The sequence below is a fragment of the Mesobacillus sp. MER 48 genome, assembly GCF_023714225.1.
GTDB classification, from domain to species: Bacteria; Bacillota; Bacilli; order Bacillales; family Cytobacillaceae; genus Mesobacillus; species Mesobacillus oceanisediminis_A.
Genome location: NZ_JAMAUR010000008.1, coordinates 45,939 through 63,469 on the forward strand (window position 1 = coordinate 45,939; position 17,531 = coordinate 63,469).

Below are 17,531 nucleotides of genomic sequence, written 5' to 3' on the forward strand. Positions count from 1 at the left end.
AAACAATAAAATAAGAATGGCTTAGGCCCCCTTCATCAGGGGGCCTTTACTTTTGTCCAGTTCACTTACTACGTATCTTCACATGGCCCCTGGAAGAGTACCAATGAGTATACTCTCCATCAAATCATCTTTTCAGGCTTGACCCACTCATCATATTGTTCTGGGGACAAATACCCTGTCTTGATTGCTGCTTCCTTCAGAGTAGTGTTTTCCTTGAAAGCAAGCTTGGCGATTTCAGCTGCTTTTTCATAACCAATATGAGGATTCAAGGACGTGACAAGCATAAGTGACCGGTCAACATGCCCAGCAATGACATCCAGATTCGCTTCAATGCCTTCTGCACAGTTATCATTGAAGGATCTCATTCCATCTGCCAGCAGTCTCGCGCTTTGCAGGAAGTTATAGATGATGACAGGCTTGAATACATTCAACTCAAAATTACCCTGACTTGCCGCGAATCCGATTGTCGCATCATTTCCGAAAACCTGGGTTGCCACCATTGTCAGTGCCTCACTTTGCGTCGGGTTGACTTTGCCGGGCATGATGGAGCTGCCTGGTTCATTTGCAGGTATGGAGAGCTCACCAATCCCGCTTCTTGGGCCGCTGGCAAGCCAGCGAACATCATTAGCAATTTTCATCAAGTCAGCTGCCAGTCCTTTTAATGCACCGTGAAGGAAGACAATCTCATCATGCGATGTCAGTGCCTGGAATTTATTCGGTGCCGAACGGAACGTTTCTCCTGTCTGGCTGGAAAGCTGGCTTGCTACCTGGTCACCGAAGTCTTTCGCTGCATTTATTCCTGTTCCGACAGCTGTCCCGCCTATTGCCAGATCTCTCACATATTTGAGGCCATCCTCGATCATTTGTTTATCTTTTTCGAGCATCGCTTTCCATCCGCTTATTTCCTGCCCCAATGTAAGCGGGGTCGCATCCTGGAGATGGGTTCTGCCGATTTTGATGATTTCATTGAATTCCTGTTCTTTTTTCCTTAACGTCTCCTTTAGGAGCTCGAGCGCAGGCAATACTTCAGCCGCCACTTTTTTTACAGCTGCAATATGCATCGCTGTCGGGAAAGTATCGTTCGAACTCTGTGACATATTCACATCATCATTCGGATGGACTTTTTCTTCCGCCTGCTGCTCTGCAAGCAGTTCATTCGCTCTCCTGGCGACTACTTCGTTGACGTTCATATTAGACTGCGTTCCGCTTCCTGTCTGCCACACGACCAATGGAAAATGCGTATCGAATTGCCCGGCAAGAACTTCATCACATGCCGTCTCAATCGCCTTTGCTTTTGTTTCCGATAGCTTTCCAGAAGCAGCATTCACTCTGGCTGCCGCTTTCTTTACTTCAGCAAAAGCATAGATCACTTCTATTGGCATTTTTTCCGTTCCAATCTTGAAATTCTGTTTGCTTCGCTGAGTTTGTGCACCCCAGTATTTATCTGATGGCACCTTAATTTCACCGATCGTATCCCTTTCAATCCGATAATCTGACAAAACGATCCCTCCTCAATCTAATTATTTACTTATCTAAACATTTCAAACATTTCCGCTTTCAGGATACCTTTTTTAAAGCTGGAATAACAGAAAAGTGCATTTGCCTCAAATGCAAAAAGCGGAAGCAGTCATGAGTGCTGCTTCCGCTTTCATTATGTCTTTTTTTGCCCAGGGTTATGCTTTATAAATTGCATATCCGATATAATAGCCCAGGATCATGATGCTCGCGATGCTTAAAGTTACTGTGAGTTCCGCCATCTAAACAACCTCCTGAAATTTAATATAGTTATTATTAAACTAACACAGGAAAACGTGAGTCAACGGGGATGTTTCGCAACTTTCTGTGACAAAAACAGGGATTATAGTGAGTTATCACACAGAGATAAGGCATCAAAGGACATAAAAAGATCCACACTCATTAAGAATGAGTGTGGATCTCTTTTTAACCTGCCTTCGATTTGTTTCCAAGCTGCAGCTGGTACATTTGATAATACTTCCCTTTAGATTCCATTAATTGATCATGGTTGCCTTTTTCCACAATACGGCCGCGATCCAATACAAGGATTTGGTCGGCATTGCGGATGGTCGACAGCCTGTGGGCAATGATGAAGGTCGTTCTTCCTTCCTTCAGGACATCCATCGCATCCTGGATGATTGCCTCGGTCTCAGTATCAATGCTTGAGGTTGCCTCATCAAGGATCAGGATGGCTGGGTCAAAAGCCAGGGCCCTGGCAAAAGAGATCAACTGCCTTTGCCCGCTGGAAAGTGTACTTCCCTTCTCAATCACCGGCTCATCATAACCATTTTCAAGGTTTTTCAGGACGCGGTCAGCTCCAACGCTTTGCAGTGCTTTCTCGACAGTATCCCTTGAGATCGAAGGGTGATCAAGGCTGACATTGGAAGCGATCGTCCCAGTGAAGAGGAACGGATCCTGAAGGACAATGCCCATATACTTACGCAAGGTCTGCCGGGGCATTTCTGAAATATCCATGCCATCAATCAGGATCTTACCTTCCTGTGGATCGTAAAATCTGAACAGCAGATTCATGATCGAGCTTTTGCCGGATCCTGTATGACCGACGAGTGCTACGGTTTCTCCTTGTTTAGCTTCAAAGTTAAGATCTTTCAGGACATATTCGCCTTCTTTATAACCGAAGGAAACATGATTGAAAGTTACATTTCCTTTATAGCGCGGAATCTCTTCCTCGCTGACATCAATTCCTTCCTCATCCATCAGTTTGAAAACTCGCTCCCCGGCAACCAATGCCTGCTCCAGATTAGCCAGCTGGTTGACGATCCCCTGGACAGGATTGAAAAGCCGGTTGATATAATCGACGAACGCATAAAGCATCCCCAGTGAGATAGCAGATGAAGGCTGCAGGGCCTCGCCGCCGAAATACCAGATGAACGCAACAAAAACGATATTCCTCAACACTGCGACAAGGTTATGAGAAGTCGATGAATTCAGGCTCAGCAGTTTATTCTGATAGGTGAAATGCTCGTTGTTGAGCTTCTCGAAATCCTTTTGTGTTTCTTTTTCCCGGCCGAACGCCTGGATGATGCTCATACCCTGTATTGATTCATTGATCACTCCGTTGATGTCGCTTACCCGTGAGCGAATGACATGATTATACTTCGATGCATATTTGCGGTATAGCTTTGCCCACACGAACAGAACTGGCAATAACAGCAAGCAGATTGCCGCAAGCCTGGCATTCAGAATGAACAAGGCAATATAAATTCCGGTAATATAGATGAAACTTGTAAAGAACGTGGACAGAACGGTTACATAAAGTTCACGTATCGCTTCTGTATCATTCGTGATCCTGGCGACGACCTTTCCAGCTGGCAGATTGTCAAAATAGCGGATTGGAAGCCGCTGAATCTGCCGGAAAACATCCTCCCTCAGCTTCTGGATGATCCTGTTGGCTGACTTTTGCAGATAAAATCTCTGGCCATACTGGAAGATTGCAGCAATGATCAGCAAACCGAAATAGAAGGCCAGCAGCTTAATAATACCCGGAATTTCAGGCCGGTAAAAACCCATCAACTCCTCACCTGACAGCAGTTCAGCTTCATACTGGGCAGCCTTGGTTCCTTTGTTGATCGTCAAGACCCCATCCTCATAACTGCGGTTGCCGTCAAATTCAATCTTTGCATCAACAAACACAAAATTCCTGCCTACCTGAAGAATTTGGGCAGAGTCCGTTTCCTGCTCCATATCTTCTTTTGTATATAAGTTGCCTTTATATTTTACAGCCCCGCTTTGTTCGTCTGTCGTATGCCAGACCGATTCAATCCCAAGGATATGGTGGTCGATCATCCGCTTGGCGATGAACGGGCCAGCAAGATCAGCGACGACAGCGACAGTCAACATGGCCAGCGCCACTAAAATGATTCTTTTATAATTTAATGCATATTGGAACAGTCTTTTTCCTGTACTCATTGGGAGTGCACCTCCTCTTCGACTGCTTCTGCCTGCTGCATGAGATATTGAGCGTGGTACCAGCCTTTGGCCTCCATCAATTGTTCATGAGTACCTTCCTCAACGATTTTTCCATCTTCCAGGACAACGATATGGTCTGCATGCTCCACAGCAGATAATCGGTGTGTCGTGATGATGGTTGTTTTGGCATTCCGCTCTCTGCGGATATTATCTATGATCTTTTTCTCAGTTTTGGCATCGACTGCCGAAAGCGAGTCATCAAGAATCAGAATTTCCGGATCCTTGATCAAAGCGCGTGCAATCGAAATCCGCTGTTTTTGTCCCCCAGAAAGGGCAACTCCCTTTTCACCGACAAGGGTTTCCAAGCCTTCAGGAAGCATTTCCAAATCCTTGCGGAAAGCCGACAAATCAATAATATCCTGCAACTCCTTATCCGTTGCCAGCGGGTTTCCGAACAGGATGTTTTCTTTCACCGAACGGGAAAAAAGGATGTTTTCCTGCGGGACATAGCCCATCCAGCTCCTTGTCTGCCTCAAGCTGTGTTCCTGGATTGGCACACCGGACACAAGCAGATTTCCGCTGCCTTCAGGATATTCCCTGAGCAGCTGTTTGATCAAAGTCGTTTTGCCGCTTCCTGTCTTGCCAACAATACCGAGTGTTTGGCCGCGATTCAAATGCAGCTTAATTTGATCAAGATTATTCACTTTTGAAGAAGGATATTTGAATGTCAACTCAGACATCTGTATAGATTCAGGCTCATTGCCCTCTACCGGCTTAATCGGATCAGCAACATCTTCCTTGTAGGACAATGTTTCGTTCAGGCGGTCAAGAGAAGCGTTGCCGCGCTGCATGACATTAATCAGTTCTCCAATTGCGAACATTGGCCAGATGAGCATTCCCAGATAAACATTGAAACTCACCAGTTCACCCAGCGTCAGCTTCTGCTGGAATACGAGGAAGGCTCCATAGCCCAGGCCAATAAGGTAACTCAGCCCGACAAGAATTTTAATCGTCGGTTCAAATAAAGAATCAATTTTTGCGACTTCCACATTTTTGCGATAGACGTCTTCCGTCAACTCATGGAATCTTGACTCATCGGCTTTTTCCTGAACATAGGCCCTGATGACCCTTACTCCTGATACAGATTCAAGCACCCGGTCATTCAGCTCCCCGAATGCATCCTGGGCGGACGTGAATTTGGAATGAATCCTCTTACCATATAGATTGATCAGATAGGCCATGATGGGCAGCGGGATAATGGAGACAAGTGTCAGTTCCCAGCTGATGAAAATGCCCATCGTAAGCACAATGGTCAGCATAAAAATGCTTGAATCGACCAGAGTCAAGACGCCGAAACCGGCCGTGATGGAAATGGCCTTTAGATCGTTCGTCGCTCTTGCCATCAAGTCCCCTGTCCGGTTCTTTTCAAAAAAAGCCGGAGTCATTTTAAGCATATGTTTCATGAAGCGGGTCCTCAGCTTCCTCTCAATCAGGAAAGCCCCGCCGAATAACTGATACATCCAAATATAAGTGATGAAATATGAGACAACTGTAATCAGCGCCAGCGCGCCAATATACTTAAAGATCAATTGCTTATTTATGGAGCCCAGTTGGATGGAATCAATGGCCATCCCAACGATTTTTGGCGGAAGTACATCGAGTATGCCGACAAAAATCAGCAATGAAATTGCAACACTGTACCTTTTCCAGTTTTCTTTGAAAAACCAGCTTAACTTTGATAATACCGATAACATGGTCAGTCACTCTCCTCTCTGTTGTAAAAACTGACTAGCCGCTTTCCAGATGTTCCTCTTTTACTAATTTCTTTACATTTGCGTTGACCATTTTGTTTCCTCCTTAAATATTTTTGGAATGGAACTTCGCTGGACATGAAAAAAGACATACCGCAGCATGCGATATGTCTTGAATCACTTGATAAAGACAGAAAAAGCACACGTCACGCGGATGCGCAACCCATGCCTTCAGCTTAATAGATAAAATTGATTAACAAGTCAATTATCGTAAAAGGATGGGTTACAAGTATTCAGTTGATCGTAGTTGGCGATTTTTACAATGTTCATATCAGTAACCCTCCTTTTAGTTATTTTTTCCATTACTTTGTAAGGTTATCACCTTAAGGGCAATTGTGTCAATTCTAACTTTTCGATATTTTTCATCATTTTTAATGATTTGCCGATTTCCTGCGCCAAATCTTTCTAACAAACAGCAGGTAAAAAAGCAGCGGCATGGGAGCCTGGATCAATCCCAATATCCCCCATAGCCAATAATTATGGCCATGCTTCCGGGCATTGGTAAACAGAAAAATGCTCTGCATTAATAAGATTACGATAACGACAGCCAGCATGAGTGGTGACAGTTCTTCGTTCATCAGCTGTCCACCTGCTTCTGCATTCCTTTGTATCCAGAAAAAGCGGCGATAGCCACTGTAACGGCCTGGAGCATATAGAATAGTATCGGCACTTCCAGCATTGTGAAGATGACCATTGTAAGGATCAGCCCGGCACACAAAATGAACCATGTCAGCTCCTTGAGGAATTTCTTTTTTTGAACCTTCTGCTGATTCAGCACCATTTGTTCAAACCACTTTTCATCAGGAGTAAAGGTGTCCATGGAATCCAATTTGTCCAGTCCATTATGAATCGCGCTGATGGTTTCAATTAATTCCTTATCCATTTGATCATCGTTTGACAAGATTCCCTTTTGGTTTTTCATCAACTTTCAGCTCCCTTCTAACGGCTAAAAGCCCGTGGTGGACTCTAGACTTTGCAGTACCAGCGGCGATATTCAGGATTTCACCTATCTCATCATATGAATATCCATAATAGTGCTTAAGAATGAGCGGGATCCTCATTTCATCTGACAGTCTGGATAAGGCGGCAAGTGCATCTGTCCATTCCTCATTCCTGGATTCCATATGCCATTGAAGCCTGCGAGACCTTGCTTCTCCATCGTTCCACTCACTTTCGCGCTTCTTCTTTCGGTGCTGGTCGATATACATATTTGTTGCGATGCTGATGAGCCACGAGGAGAACTTGGATTTCCCATTGAATAAGTGTATCTTCTCCACACATTTTGCCATTGTTGCCTGTGCCAGTTCTTCTGAGAGATCAGGATTCATCGTAATCTTCATCAGGTATTTCACCAGCAGGGGATAATGATTCCTGAAAAGCACAGCGAACGAACGGTGGTCACCTTTTTTCGCTTCAGTAATTAACTCTATTTCATCCATAAAAAGCATGCCTCGCTTTCCCCGCCACCCTATAAATTCATCTCTATCTTTTATTATTTATTCATAAGACGACGGAAGTAAAGAATCGTTCAAAAAAGTTTTTATTGGCTCAAAAAAAGAAAGCCCACAAAGGACTTTCTTCTATACTCCTGACTCTGCTGCGGCTTTTTCGACTCCAGCAGTCTGTTCTTCGGCAAGTTTTGGCAAGGCAATCAGATAAAATAAACCTACTAATGCAAGACAGCCGCCAACAATCCAATAGAGCATTTCAATTGTCAGCAAAACCGGGAAGCTATAGGCAATGAAAGCAAGCGTCAGCGACTGGGAGAGCATGGTCAGCGGACTGATCAGCCCCTGGACCCTCCCCATCATTTTAGGATCGATGATGCTTGGCAGCCATCCGCCAATCCCAACATTGATAAGCGGCAGTGCCAAGGCAGAGATAAAGAGAATGCCGAGGAATATGTAGATATTATTAGGAAGTGAAGCAAGAGCCGTGAAACTGCCAGCAATCAATAGTCCCGCTGAAATCAGGTGATATAGCTTAACTTTTTGTGAAAGCAGTGAAGCGATGAAGCTGCCAATCAATACACCGAATCCGAACACCAAACCGATAACAATCGAGTATTGCTCATAGGATTCTGGCGCAAGCTTATACTTCAGGATAAAGATCGGCATGACCGAGAAACCTCCATTGACGATACCGAAAATAAAGAAGCCGATGATCAAAGTAAATAGCAACCTGTTGCTCAATACGTAGGAAAATCCCTCTTTAAAATCACTGAAGACCATCTTGATATTCAGTTCCTTCAGTTTGTGTGGACCATTTGGTAGTCTAGCCTCAAGTGAAACCGCCGTTTTCTGAATCAAAAGAGCACTGATGATGAACGATAATGTATCTATCAAAATAGCGCCATAAATTCCAATCGACCAGTAAGCCAAAACTCCAAGACCATTGCCGAATAGCATGAACAAACTCATGACGAGCTGGTTCAATCCCGCAGCAGTCGTAAAATCCTCTTTCTTCAGAATTCCCTGCACCATTCCATGCTCAGCGGGGAAAAAGAACTTTTGAATGGCGCTCCTTAAAAACAGTACCGTAAAGACCAACGGCATCCAGCCAACAAAAATGGCCGCAATCAACGCAAGCGATAAACCAGCGCTAATCCAATCACAATACACGGCAATCTTTTGCCGGTCCATCCTGTCAGCGAAAACCCCAATCAAGAAAAACACAGCCAGCATGGGCAAAGAATACATCAATTCAGTAATTGTCGCATAAGCAGGCTGGGAGCCGAACCGGTCAAGCAGGTAAAACATAAAGGCCGTCAAGCCGATTGTACTGCCCATTTGGGAAGTAAAGTTTGCCAAAAACAATTTGGTGAAGCTGCCATTCCTGAAAATATCAGCAAAGTTTTTCATACGTATTTCTCCTCACAACTCATTTAGTATCTTCATGGTATCGCATTTTCCCAGTGCAAAAAAACTTTCTCCTGGCCGTTTCCTTCTCCTGCTTGAGGCGGATAAGAACCGTGCGGAGGTCGTATGCTGTTGCTGTTTCGGCTCCTTTTCCATGGAAAGCTTTTTCTGCAGGCTTTTATGCTAAAGCCAACTTATTGGAGTTTGCCTGTTTTAGGAGTATTTGAGCGCCAAGCTGATTCATTGGTGACCTTTTTTACTTGTTTCTGGCGTTTTTGGTCACCAATACGGCTTATTGGTGTCCTCTCTTTCCTGTTTCTGGATTTTTCGGTCACCAATACAGCTCATTGGTGACCTTTTTCTCCAGTTTCTGGGTATCAAGTGCTCCTATCAGGCTTATTGGTGACCTCTTTTTCCAGTTTCTGGTCTCCCAGTGCTCCAATCAGGCTTATTGGTGACCTGATTCTCCATTTTCCGGATTTTCATGACTCCAATCCGGCTTATTGGTGACCTGATTCTCCATTTTCTGGATTTACAGTGCTCCAATCCGGCTTATTGGTGACCCATTTCTCCAGTTTCTGGATTTCTAAAGCTTCAATCCGGCTCATTGGCGTCCTTCTTTTCCGATCCCAGGAATTCGCAGTCACCATTTCTGCCAACATCGCCCATTTCACACCGTGAAGGTTTTCAAATCGCGATTACGGGGTAATAATCAACTAACCTACTAAAAAAAGTTTTTTAAAGGAGTTAATTATAAATGAAAGAGATTATGTCATCGAATGTAATGGTTCAAAAGAGATTTACAATGAAGAAAATGCTTGAAATCTATCAGGCTGCTAATAGATTGGATGGTGCCACTTACTTATACAGCCGTCAGAAGGCAGTAGAGGCAACCTCATTGTCCAAACTAGTATCCTTCCTGCTGACTGTCGAACCAAATACAACTTTAAAAATTATTATGGAAGGTAACGATGTAGAACCTAAATTGAACCAGCTGACAAAACTGTTAACAAACGAAGCTTCTGTACTTCGGGTGAAGCGCAAGCAACTAATCGAAACTACAGAATCTTTTCAAATATAATCATAGTAACTGAACATAGAATAGTTGAGGTGAATTTTCGTGGTAAGAACAATACTGATGATCGTCGGCGCAATCGTCGTGATCGGTTTCCTATTAAGATTACTATAATGACGTTTCAAAGGGGCTGCCAATGGTCAAAAACTAGACCGCAGGCAGCCTCTTTTTTATGGCGGCATCTGGTTGGCGGCCTGGCAGGAGATGAATCGGCACATGCTGATAGGATAATTTTTCATTTATCACAGTACGTTACAATCTCATGCTATGACCCGAATACTTTCTGTCTGGGCTCCTCATTCTTTTCGAAGATGCTTCTACAATGGATTTGCACGGTTGTGGTTTAATAGCAACAAAGCCTGCGAAAACGGCACAAAAAAAAAACAGCGCAGTAATCCTGCGCTGTTTAAATTTAGTTATTATCATCTCATCCGCCGGTTCCTCCGGTGTCACCTGTGCCACCGGTATCTCCTTCTCCTCCTGTGTCACCTGTGCCACCAGTATCTCCTTCGCCTCCTGTGTCACCTTCGCCCGCAGTGTCACCTGTGCCACCAGTATCTCCTTCTCCTCCTGTGTCACCTTCGCCCCCAGTGTCACCTGCACCGCCAGTGTCTCCTTCGCCTCCGGTGTCGCCTGCACCGCCGGTATCGTTAGTATCGCCAGAATCATTGGTATCGTTGTTGCCAGTATTGGTTGGGGCAGCAGCCTCAGTTGTTTTTTCTTCTTCTTTTTCCTTTTTCTTTTCCGGCTTATCTTTCGGTACTTCTTTTTTCTTGTTCAGTTTCTTTTTTGCTGCTTCCCATTGCTTCTTGAGCTTTTCTGATTCCTTTTTGACCCTTGATTCTAGTTCCTTTACAGACTTGGCACGTTGTTGCCTTTTGTGTTCCTCTATATATTTTGAAAGTGGAGGAACATTGAAGGATTCTGCTTTTGTATTTTTTAAGGCCTCTGACATGAAGTCCTTGAAAATCAGCGCGGCTCCTTCACTGCTTGTGGTCGTTAAATAATGTTCTTTATCTGTCTTGTCATAACCAACCCATACAGCGCCGACAAGCTGTGGAGTATATCCGACGAACCACTGGTCTTTCGTACCTTTGACCCCTTCAATTGGAACCTGGGTAGAGCCTGTTTTCCCGGCTAATTCCCTGCCTGGAATTTTTGCTCCTTTTCCTGTTCCGTCCTCGACAACACCCATTAACATCGTTGTCATTTTTTCAGCGGTCTCTTTTGAGATTGCCTTGCTTTTCTTACCCTTGTACTCGGCAATAGTATTGCCTTCTTTATCGACGATCTTCGTAATCGCATGCGTCTCATGCCGCTCTCCATTATTAGCAAACGCGGAGTATGCCTCTGCCATTTTCACTGGAGATACACCAGTGGATAAGCCCCCAAGTGCGAGACCCAGATTGCGGTCGTTCTTTGGATCGAGCTGAATGCCAAACTTCTCTACAGATTCCATCCCTTTTGCAATCCCGATTTCATCCAGCAGCCAGACGGAAGGCACATTCAATGAATCTCTTAATGCTTCATACATCGGCACTTCGCCTTTGTATTTATCATTGAAGTTATGTGGCTTATAATCTTTGAATTCCATCTCCTCGTCCTTCAGCATGTCGGTAACACCCCAGCCTTCTTCAAGTGCTGGTGCATATGCGGCAAGCGGCTTCATCGTTGAACCTGGCTGTGCTTTTAATTGTGTCGCACGATTATAACCACGGAATACATGCTCGCCGCGGCCGCCTACAAGGGCACGGATGCCTCCGGACTTCGGGTCGACCAATACAGCCCCGCTTTGTACGATCTGTTTTTCCGTTCCTTCCGGGAACAATTCATCCTTCGCGTAAGTCGCTTCCACTGCTGACTGCATTGTCACATCAAGTTCGGTATAGATCTGCAGACCGCTCGTTAATACCTCTTCCTGGGTCAGCCCGTATTTTTTGATTGCTTCATCAATGACATGGTCTACGTAGAATGGGTAGCGGCCGCGTAACGGATCTCCGCCCTTTTCATTGAGAACAATTTTTTCGGCAACTGCCTCATTGTATTCCTTTTCCTCGATAAAGCCATGAGTATTCATCATTTGCAGGACGAGATTTCTTCTCTCAACCGCTTTATCATAGTTCTTGTGTGGATCCAACGCAGATGGCGCCTTGATCAGACCAGCGAGCATGGCTGCTTCGCTGACGGAAAGGTCTTGTACATTCTTGCCAAAGTAACCCATTGCCGCCTCTTTGATCCCCCATGAACCATTTCCGAAATAAATGCGATTCAGATACATTTGCATGATTTCATCTTTCGAATATTGCTTTTCAATTTCCCTGGCCATGAAAAATTCTTCGAGCTTCCTTTTGTATGTTTTTTCACTTGTAAGCAATGCATTCTTTGTCAGCTGCTGTGTGATCGTACTTCCGCCTTCAACAATGCTTCCTGCCTTGACATTCTGTACAAAAGCCCTTGAAATTCCCACAAGGTCCACCCCATCATGTTCATAAAAACGGTGATCCTCAATGGCAATGACGGCATTTTTGACATGTTCCGGTACATCTTCTATCTTGATTCCTTCATTTTTCAAGGCCGAAATCTTGCTTGCGACCTCTCCATTGGCATCGTAAATGACCGTAGACTGGGCCATGTCATCGTTCAATGCGCTGATGTCAGCCCCCTCCGAATAAACATGGAAAAAGCTCAAGAACGCCAGTACTGCTGTTGAAACAGACAAAACAAGCACCTGGTTCATATGTAACCTTTTCCAGCCTCTTAAGAAACGTGTTGCTATCGAATTTTTGCTCACTGAGCACCCCAACCTTTTAAAAATAGTTTAGAAATATGACACTTTCTTTTACCCATTTTTCAAAAGGATTAACACATATTGGCTAATAACAAGGAAAAAAGACATAATACGGCAATATTTCTATCATTTGCCAGCGGGATTTTTTAATTGGTTGTGCACGTACAGGAATATAAAAAAGACCAATCGACAAATGTACGATTGGCCTATCATTGATTATTATAGTCATCATTTATTATTTGCTGCTGACTGGCAGAAGCCATGTCCTTATCCCGAAGAAGCGTCTCCATATACATATAAACGATCTGCTTTGTTTTATCATCAGCTTGTATGACATCAAGGTGCTGCAGGCATTTCCGTATTGTCGGATGCATTGCCATTTGAGAATTCATTCCCATATTGGCCACTCCTTATCTCTTAATGAAAGATTTATAAAAATGTTCGCCAGTCTTTGATGACTTATGAGGGTATGCTGGATTATTTTAAAGCGTTAGTTCTTTTTGAAAAAGGGTAATGAACAATAGATAAGAAGTACTAACCCTGGAGGTAGATGAATATGGCTGGAATAAAAAATGTGGTTCTCGCTTATGATGATTCCGAGGGTGCACGGAAAGCCCTTCAATTGACGAAGGAGTTCACAAGAAACATAGACGGAGTCAAACTGTTTGTCGGTCATGTATATGAAGAAAAGGTAAAAAATGAACTGGTGGAATCTACTGACCGCCCAATCGAGCCCCTGCCGATTAACAGCTTTCCCGCGGATGGGGTCCAGGTGCCTCCATTGGCAACAGAACAAGGTGCTTTTGATAAATCAGAGCACGCAATCATTACTCATAGCGCTGAAACAGCCTTCAATAACGCAAAGGCTGAACTTGAAGTCCTTAATATTGACACTGATTTTTCAATCCTGGAAGGAAACCCGGCAGAAGGTATATTGGAATTCGCCAGGGATGTCGATGCAGATTTAATTATCATCGGCCAGTCCGGGAACGAAGGAATCAAGCGAAAGCTACTCGGAGGCGTAAGCCAAAAAGTTGCAAATAATGCCCATTGCCATGTACTTATAGCAAAATAAACAAAGCAAGAGCCGGGTAAAGGCTGCCCGGCTCTTGCTGTCTGAATTATTCATTCATCGCTTGGGAGGCAAGTTCCTCCAAACGCTCCCTGGTTTCTGTTTCTTCAAAACTGCTGAAAATCCGGAAATCATCTTCGTCGAGAATCCTGTAATGCTGACTCAGAATATTTTGCTGCATGACAAAGCCGCCATCCCTGGCTACTTCCCGCCACCAGACTTTTCCTCCCAATGTCTTTTCTTTTCGGTAATCCGTACCTTCATGGGCGATCGTTTCAAGGACCTCAAGTGGTTCGTTGCCGAACAAAAACTGAATCGTCTCCGTTTCCCTGAACAAGGCACTGATTGTCACGACTGTTGACCATCCGGCCTGAACCCTGCCTTTTTCAATCTGGACAAGTGTCTTTTTGGAGATTCCGATGATGTCAGCCATTTTATCCTGGGTATAACCAACCTCTGCTCGCAGCACTCTCAATTTCTCCGATACCCTGCTTATAATTTCATCTCTCGTCATCCGCTTCATCCTTTTTAGTTCTTTAAGTGTAATTTTACACTTGTTTATTCGAAATTCAAAATACTTTTTATCATTTCATACTGAAATGATAGAAAAGAAGCATAATTTTTCCCGGATTTAAATAAAAAGGTTCAGAATTTGATGATTCCGAACCCCTTTTTCTTATTTGATTTGTTTTTTCTGGCTGATGCCGCAGCTGCTGGAGCACGAGCTCTGGATGGAGCAGGCAGCGCATTTTCCTTCTTTTGACTTCTTGATGAATCGGTAGAAGGCCCAGCCGGCATAGCCGAATATGGCCCCGCCGATCAAAATATTTGCGATCATGTTCCCTTCCTCCTTCGAGCTTCTTTTAGCTGAATCCCATCAGCATTCCGCCCTGGTAGATGGCCAGTGACAAAAGGTAAGCGATGACAAGTGCATAACCGATTGAAAAAGCGGTCCAGCGTTTTGAGCCTGTTTCCTTATAAATGGTCGCAGTAGTCGCGAGGCAAGGAATATACAGCAGGATGAACACCATGAAGCTGTATGCAGCAAGTGGTGTATAATGAATCGCCAGCAGCCCCTGGAGGCTTGCTTCATCCGGGACAAAGTAGATGATGTTCATCGTTGAAATAATCGCTTCTTTAGCCAGGAAACCAGTGAAAAGTGAAGCACTTGCCTGCCAGGTTCCGAATCCTATAGGAGCCAGCAGAGGAGCAAAGATTCCCCCCAGAAGCGCCAGATAGCTTTCATCCATGCTGACATTCATGCCGTCTGGACCGGCATAGGCGAGCAGCCAGATCAGGACAGAGCCTGCAAAGATGAAAGTACCGGCTTTTTTTACGAATCCTTTTCCCTTATCCCAAGTGCTTCTCCAAAGCGCTTTTGCCTGCGGCATTCTGTATGGAGGCAGCTCTATGACGAAAACGGAGCTTTCCCCTTTCAACAGTGTCTTTGAAAAGACCTTGGCCAGAATTAGGGCGATTGCCACCCCTAGTACATACAAACTAAGAACCACAGCGGCCTTATGCCCTGTAAAAAAAGCACCGACAAACAAAGCATATACAGGAAGCCTGGCTGAACATGACATCAGCGGCGTCAGCAGGATGGTCATTAATCTCTCTTTTGGTGTCTCAATCGTCCTTGCCGCCATGATGCCTGGCACATTGCAGCCGAAACCGATCATCATCGGGATGAAAGCCTTCCCGTTGAGGCCTACAGATTCCATCAACCTGTCCATGACTAGCGCGACACGGGCCATATACCCTGAATCCTCGAGCAGGGAAATGAAAAAGAACAAAATGAAGATTTGCGGTACAAAGACAAGAACTCCACCTACCCCGGCCACAATTCCATCAAGCACAAGGTCTTTTATAAATGAGGATGCTCCTGCCCAGTTAAGTGCCGCCGCGATACCAGCTGTCACAGGTCCGGATAAGATTGTGTCCAGTTTATCTGAAAGCGGGAAGCCAAGCCAGTCAAAGGTAAGCATGAACATGATATACATCATGACAAGGAAGATCGGAATCCCGAGGAATTTATTCGTCACAATCATATCAACTTTCTCAGTCAATGGTATTTTTCCATTTTCCGGTCTCGTTGTAGCAGCAGATACAATTTTATCGATCGCTTCACTTCTTTTGCGATGTATTACCTGGTCCAGCGCTTGTTTGCTCCCTGATTGTTGTTGCTCTGTAACAATGATAGAGTCGACAAGTGATTCGATTTCTTCCGATGGCAAAAAGGCAGTCAAATAGTTTTTAACATAGGGATTCCCTTCAAACAATTGAATGGCCAGCCAGCGAACAGGAAATCGTGTCCTCCCATCCAATTTCAGCCCCAGCTGGAGGATTCCCTCCTCTATTGCTTTTCCATAATACACAAGATTTGTTTTGCCAGTTCCTGACGGTTCTCTTGTCGCAAGTTCAGCAAGTTCGTTACAGCCCTTTCCTGATCTTGCCACGACAGGAGCAACATGGACCCCTAATGATTTTGACAACTGTTCAATATCGACTTGTATGCCCCTGTTTTTTGCAACGTCAAGCATATTCAAACCAATAGTGATCGGGGCGCCATATTCCAGAAGCTGCAGGGTAAGGTGCAAATTACGCCTTAATTGCGACGCATCGAGGATATTCAAAAGTTTCTCGAACGAATCCTCCAGGAAAAAGTTCGTAACCACACCCTCATCCTTCGACAATGGATTGAGCGTATAGACTCCTGGTAAATCAATCAGCTGATCCTTTCCATTCTTGAAAAGGCCAACTTTCTTTTCGACCGTTACTCCGCTCCAGTTGCCAACATATTCATATGATCCTGTTAAGTTATTAAATAACGAAGTTTTTCCGGTATTCGGATTGCCGATAAGCGCTATGTTCATCATACTCGCTCCACTTCGATCCGTAATGCTTCCTTGCGGCGGATACCTATGCATTGGCCGCATGATTCAACCATGACCGGGCCGCCAAAAGGCAGAATGCATTTTATGCATACTTCCGATCCTTCAGAAATCCCGAAATCAAGCAATCTTCTTCTGACATATTTGTCAGTTCCAGCAATATTCATGATCCGGCCTTTTTCACCAGTCTTTAATTTTCCCAGCATAGCCATCACCTTTTTTCAGTTTGTTAGTTTTTTATATCTAATTGAGAATGATTATCTTTATTTAATCAGTTTCAGGTCACTTTCACTGTGACATAAATCACAAAACACACTTATAACATATGAGAATATGGAAAACTCCATAGAATTGACAATTTTTCCGAGTTTCAGTTTCACGCTCATCACATACCTTAACGGGTATATTATAAAGGTGAAAAAGGAGAGCTGAATGAATTGTCAGCTCTCCTTGATATATCACATTTTATTGCTTACAAGTGTCGATTTGACCATCCTTGATGGAGCATAGCCAATGACAAGAATAATGATAATTGCGCTTAAAATCATACTTGGAATCATATAGGTTCCGTTATAGATGAGTGAATACAGCCAAGCCGGCTGTCCTTCTGGCGCCCAAACTCCGAAAAAGACCCAGCCGGAAAAGAAATGGGCGATAAAGCGAAGCAGGCTTCCAAGGAAGGTCCCCGCGATGATCAATCCTATCCACCTCTTTTTATATCCATTCCTGATATTCTCTTGGATCTGTCTTGCAAAAATACCGGCAAACCCTAATACAGTGAAGGCCACCAAATAATCGATGATTCCCTGGACAGGATGGAATATTTGCGAGAATCCCAGGATGAATTGCAGTAGTCCCAGCAGAAGCCCTGTGATGGCTCCTCCCTTGATTCCCCAGCGAAATGCCATCAGGAAAACCGGTACCATCGCGATTGATACTGAACCGCCCTGCGGCCAGATTCGAGAAAATAAAAATCCCGAGAATAAATCCAACAAATAAGCCAGTGCGGAAAACACTGCCACTTCCACTAAAAATAATGTTTGTTTTTGCTTCATAACTGTTCCTCCTTCTTTCCAGAATGAGGTCCGTTT

Annotated in this window: 17 protein-coding genes; 2 read left to right on the forward strand and 15 right to left on the reverse strand. The window is 44.3% G+C overall.

What is annotated here, in order from left to right:
- Window positions 1-119 precede the first annotated feature (119 nt).
- From fumC to M3593_RS20295, 8 genes are all read right to left on the reverse strand, one after another.
- Window positions 120-1,499, reverse strand: a complete 1,380-nt coding sequence (fumC, locus tag M3593_RS20260; RefSeq protein WP_144474416.1) for a class II fumarate hydratase — start codon at window positions 1,497-1,499, stop codon at window positions 120-122.
- Window positions 1,500-1,941: 442 nt separating this feature from the next.
- The gene (locus M3593_RS20265) at window positions 1,942-3,945 is read right to left on the reverse strand and encodes an ABC transporter ATP-binding protein (protein ID WP_251544619.1); all 2,004 of its coding nucleotides are present in this window, start codon (window positions 3,943-3,945) and stop codon (window positions 1,942-1,944) included.
- Entirely contained in the window at window positions 3,942-5,699 is a 1,758-nt protein-coding gene (locus tag M3593_RS20270) for an ABC transporter ATP-binding protein (protein ID WP_251544620.1), read from the reverse strand. Before M3593_RS20270 ends, M3593_RS20265 begins: the two co-directional genes overlap by 4 nt.
- 428 nt (window positions 5,700-6,127) lie before the next feature.
- Window positions 6,128-6,334 carry a sigma-Y antisigma factor component gene (locus M3593_RS20275; protein ID WP_251544621.1) on the reverse strand — a complete coding sequence of 69 codons (207 nt, stop codon included), beginning with the start codon at window positions 6,332-6,334 and terminating at the stop codon, window positions 6,128-6,130.
- Window positions 6,334-6,678 carry a YxlC family protein gene (locus M3593_RS20280; protein WP_144474413.1) on the reverse strand — a complete coding sequence of 115 codons (345 nt, stop codon included), beginning with the start codon at window positions 6,676-6,678 and terminating at the stop codon, window positions 6,334-6,336. The genes M3593_RS20275 and M3593_RS20280 overlap by 1 nt, the downstream gene beginning before the upstream one ends.
- Window positions 6,644-7,204 carry an RNA polymerase sigma factor SigY gene (gene sigY, locus M3593_RS20285; RefSeq protein ID WP_353056113.1) on the reverse strand — a complete coding sequence of 187 codons (561 nt, stop codon included), beginning with the start codon at window positions 7,202-7,204 and terminating at the stop codon, window positions 6,644-6,646. The genes M3593_RS20280 and sigY overlap by 35 nt, the downstream gene beginning before the upstream one ends.
- A 132-nt stretch (window positions 7,205-7,336) precedes the next feature.
- The gene (locus tag M3593_RS20290) at window positions 7,337-8,617 is read right to left on the reverse strand and encodes an MFS transporter (RefSeq protein WP_251544623.1); all 1,281 of its coding nucleotides are present in this window, start codon (window positions 8,615-8,617) and stop codon (window positions 7,337-7,339) included.
- A 497-nt stretch (window positions 8,618-9,114) separates the two neighbouring features.
- Window positions 9,115-9,276 (reverse strand): hypothetical protein, encoded by a 162-nt coding sequence (locus tag M3593_RS20295; RefSeq protein WP_186326622.1) that lies wholly within the window; start codon window positions 9,274-9,276, stop codon window positions 9,115-9,117.
- 95 nt (window positions 9,277-9,371) lie between these two features.
- On the opposite strand from M3593_RS20295, the gene M3593_RS20300 reads away from it, so the two are divergent.
- On the forward strand, window positions 9,372-9,695 hold the full coding sequence (locus tag M3593_RS20300; RefSeq protein WP_144474410.1) for an HPr family phosphocarrier protein: 324 nt from the start codon (window positions 9,372-9,374) through the stop codon (window positions 9,693-9,695).
- 421 nt (window positions 9,696-10,116) lie between these two features.
- On the opposite strand, the gene M3593_RS20305 is transcribed toward M3593_RS20300, so the two are convergent.
- Together M3593_RS20305 and M3593_RS20310 are read right to left on the reverse strand one after the other, a co-directional pair.
- On the reverse strand, window positions 10,117-12,426 hold the full coding sequence (locus M3593_RS20305) for a transglycosylase domain-containing protein (RefSeq protein WP_251544647.1): 2,310 nt from the start codon (window positions 12,424-12,426) through the stop codon (window positions 10,117-10,119).
- 260 nt (window positions 12,427-12,686) lie between these two features.
- On the reverse strand, window positions 12,687-12,875 hold the full coding sequence (locus tag M3593_RS20310) for a hypothetical protein (protein ID WP_144474409.1): 189 nt from the start codon (window positions 12,873-12,875) through the stop codon (window positions 12,687-12,689).
- A 158-nt stretch (window positions 12,876-13,033) separates the two neighbouring features.
- On the opposite strand from M3593_RS20310, the gene M3593_RS20315 reads away from it, so the two are divergent.
- On the forward strand, window positions 13,034-13,552 hold the full coding sequence (locus M3593_RS20315) for a universal stress protein (RefSeq protein ID WP_186326621.1): 519 nt from the start codon (window positions 13,034-13,036) through the stop codon (window positions 13,550-13,552).
- A 46-nt stretch (window positions 13,553-13,598) separates the two neighbouring features.
- Here M3593_RS20315 and M3593_RS20320 read toward each other — a convergent pair whose 3' ends face one another.
- The 5 genes from M3593_RS20320 to thiT form a co-directional block, all read right to left on the reverse strand.
- A complete protein-coding gene (locus M3593_RS20320) occupies window positions 13,599-14,063 on the reverse strand; it encodes a helix-turn-helix transcriptional regulator (protein ID WP_144474407.1) in 465 nt (154 codons plus the stop codon).
- A 162-nt stretch (window positions 14,064-14,225) separates the two neighbouring features.
- A complete protein-coding gene (locus M3593_RS20325; protein WP_144474405.1) occupies window positions 14,226-14,387 on the reverse strand; it encodes a FeoB-associated Cys-rich membrane protein in 162 nt (53 codons plus the stop codon).
- A 25-nt stretch (window positions 14,388-14,412) separates the two neighbouring features.
- On the reverse strand, window positions 14,413-16,422 hold the full coding sequence (gene feoB, locus M3593_RS20330) for a ferrous iron transport protein B (RefSeq protein WP_144474967.1): 2,010 nt from the start codon (window positions 16,420-16,422) through the stop codon (window positions 14,413-14,415).
- Window positions 16,422-16,646: a FeoA family protein gene (locus M3593_RS20335; RefSeq protein ID WP_144474403.1), complete on the reverse strand. Its 225-nt coding sequence runs from the start codon at window positions 16,644-16,646 to the stop codon at window positions 16,422-16,424. The genes feoB and M3593_RS20335 overlap by 1 nt, the downstream gene beginning before the upstream one ends.
- A gap of 252 nt (window positions 16,647-16,898) precedes the next feature.
- Window positions 16,899-17,495, reverse strand: coding sequence for an energy-coupled thiamine transporter ThiT (thiT, locus tag M3593_RS20340; RefSeq protein ID WP_144474401.1), 597 nt, complete (start codon window positions 17,493-17,495; stop codon window positions 16,899-16,901).
- Between the last annotated feature and the right edge of the window lie 36 nt (window positions 17,496-17,531).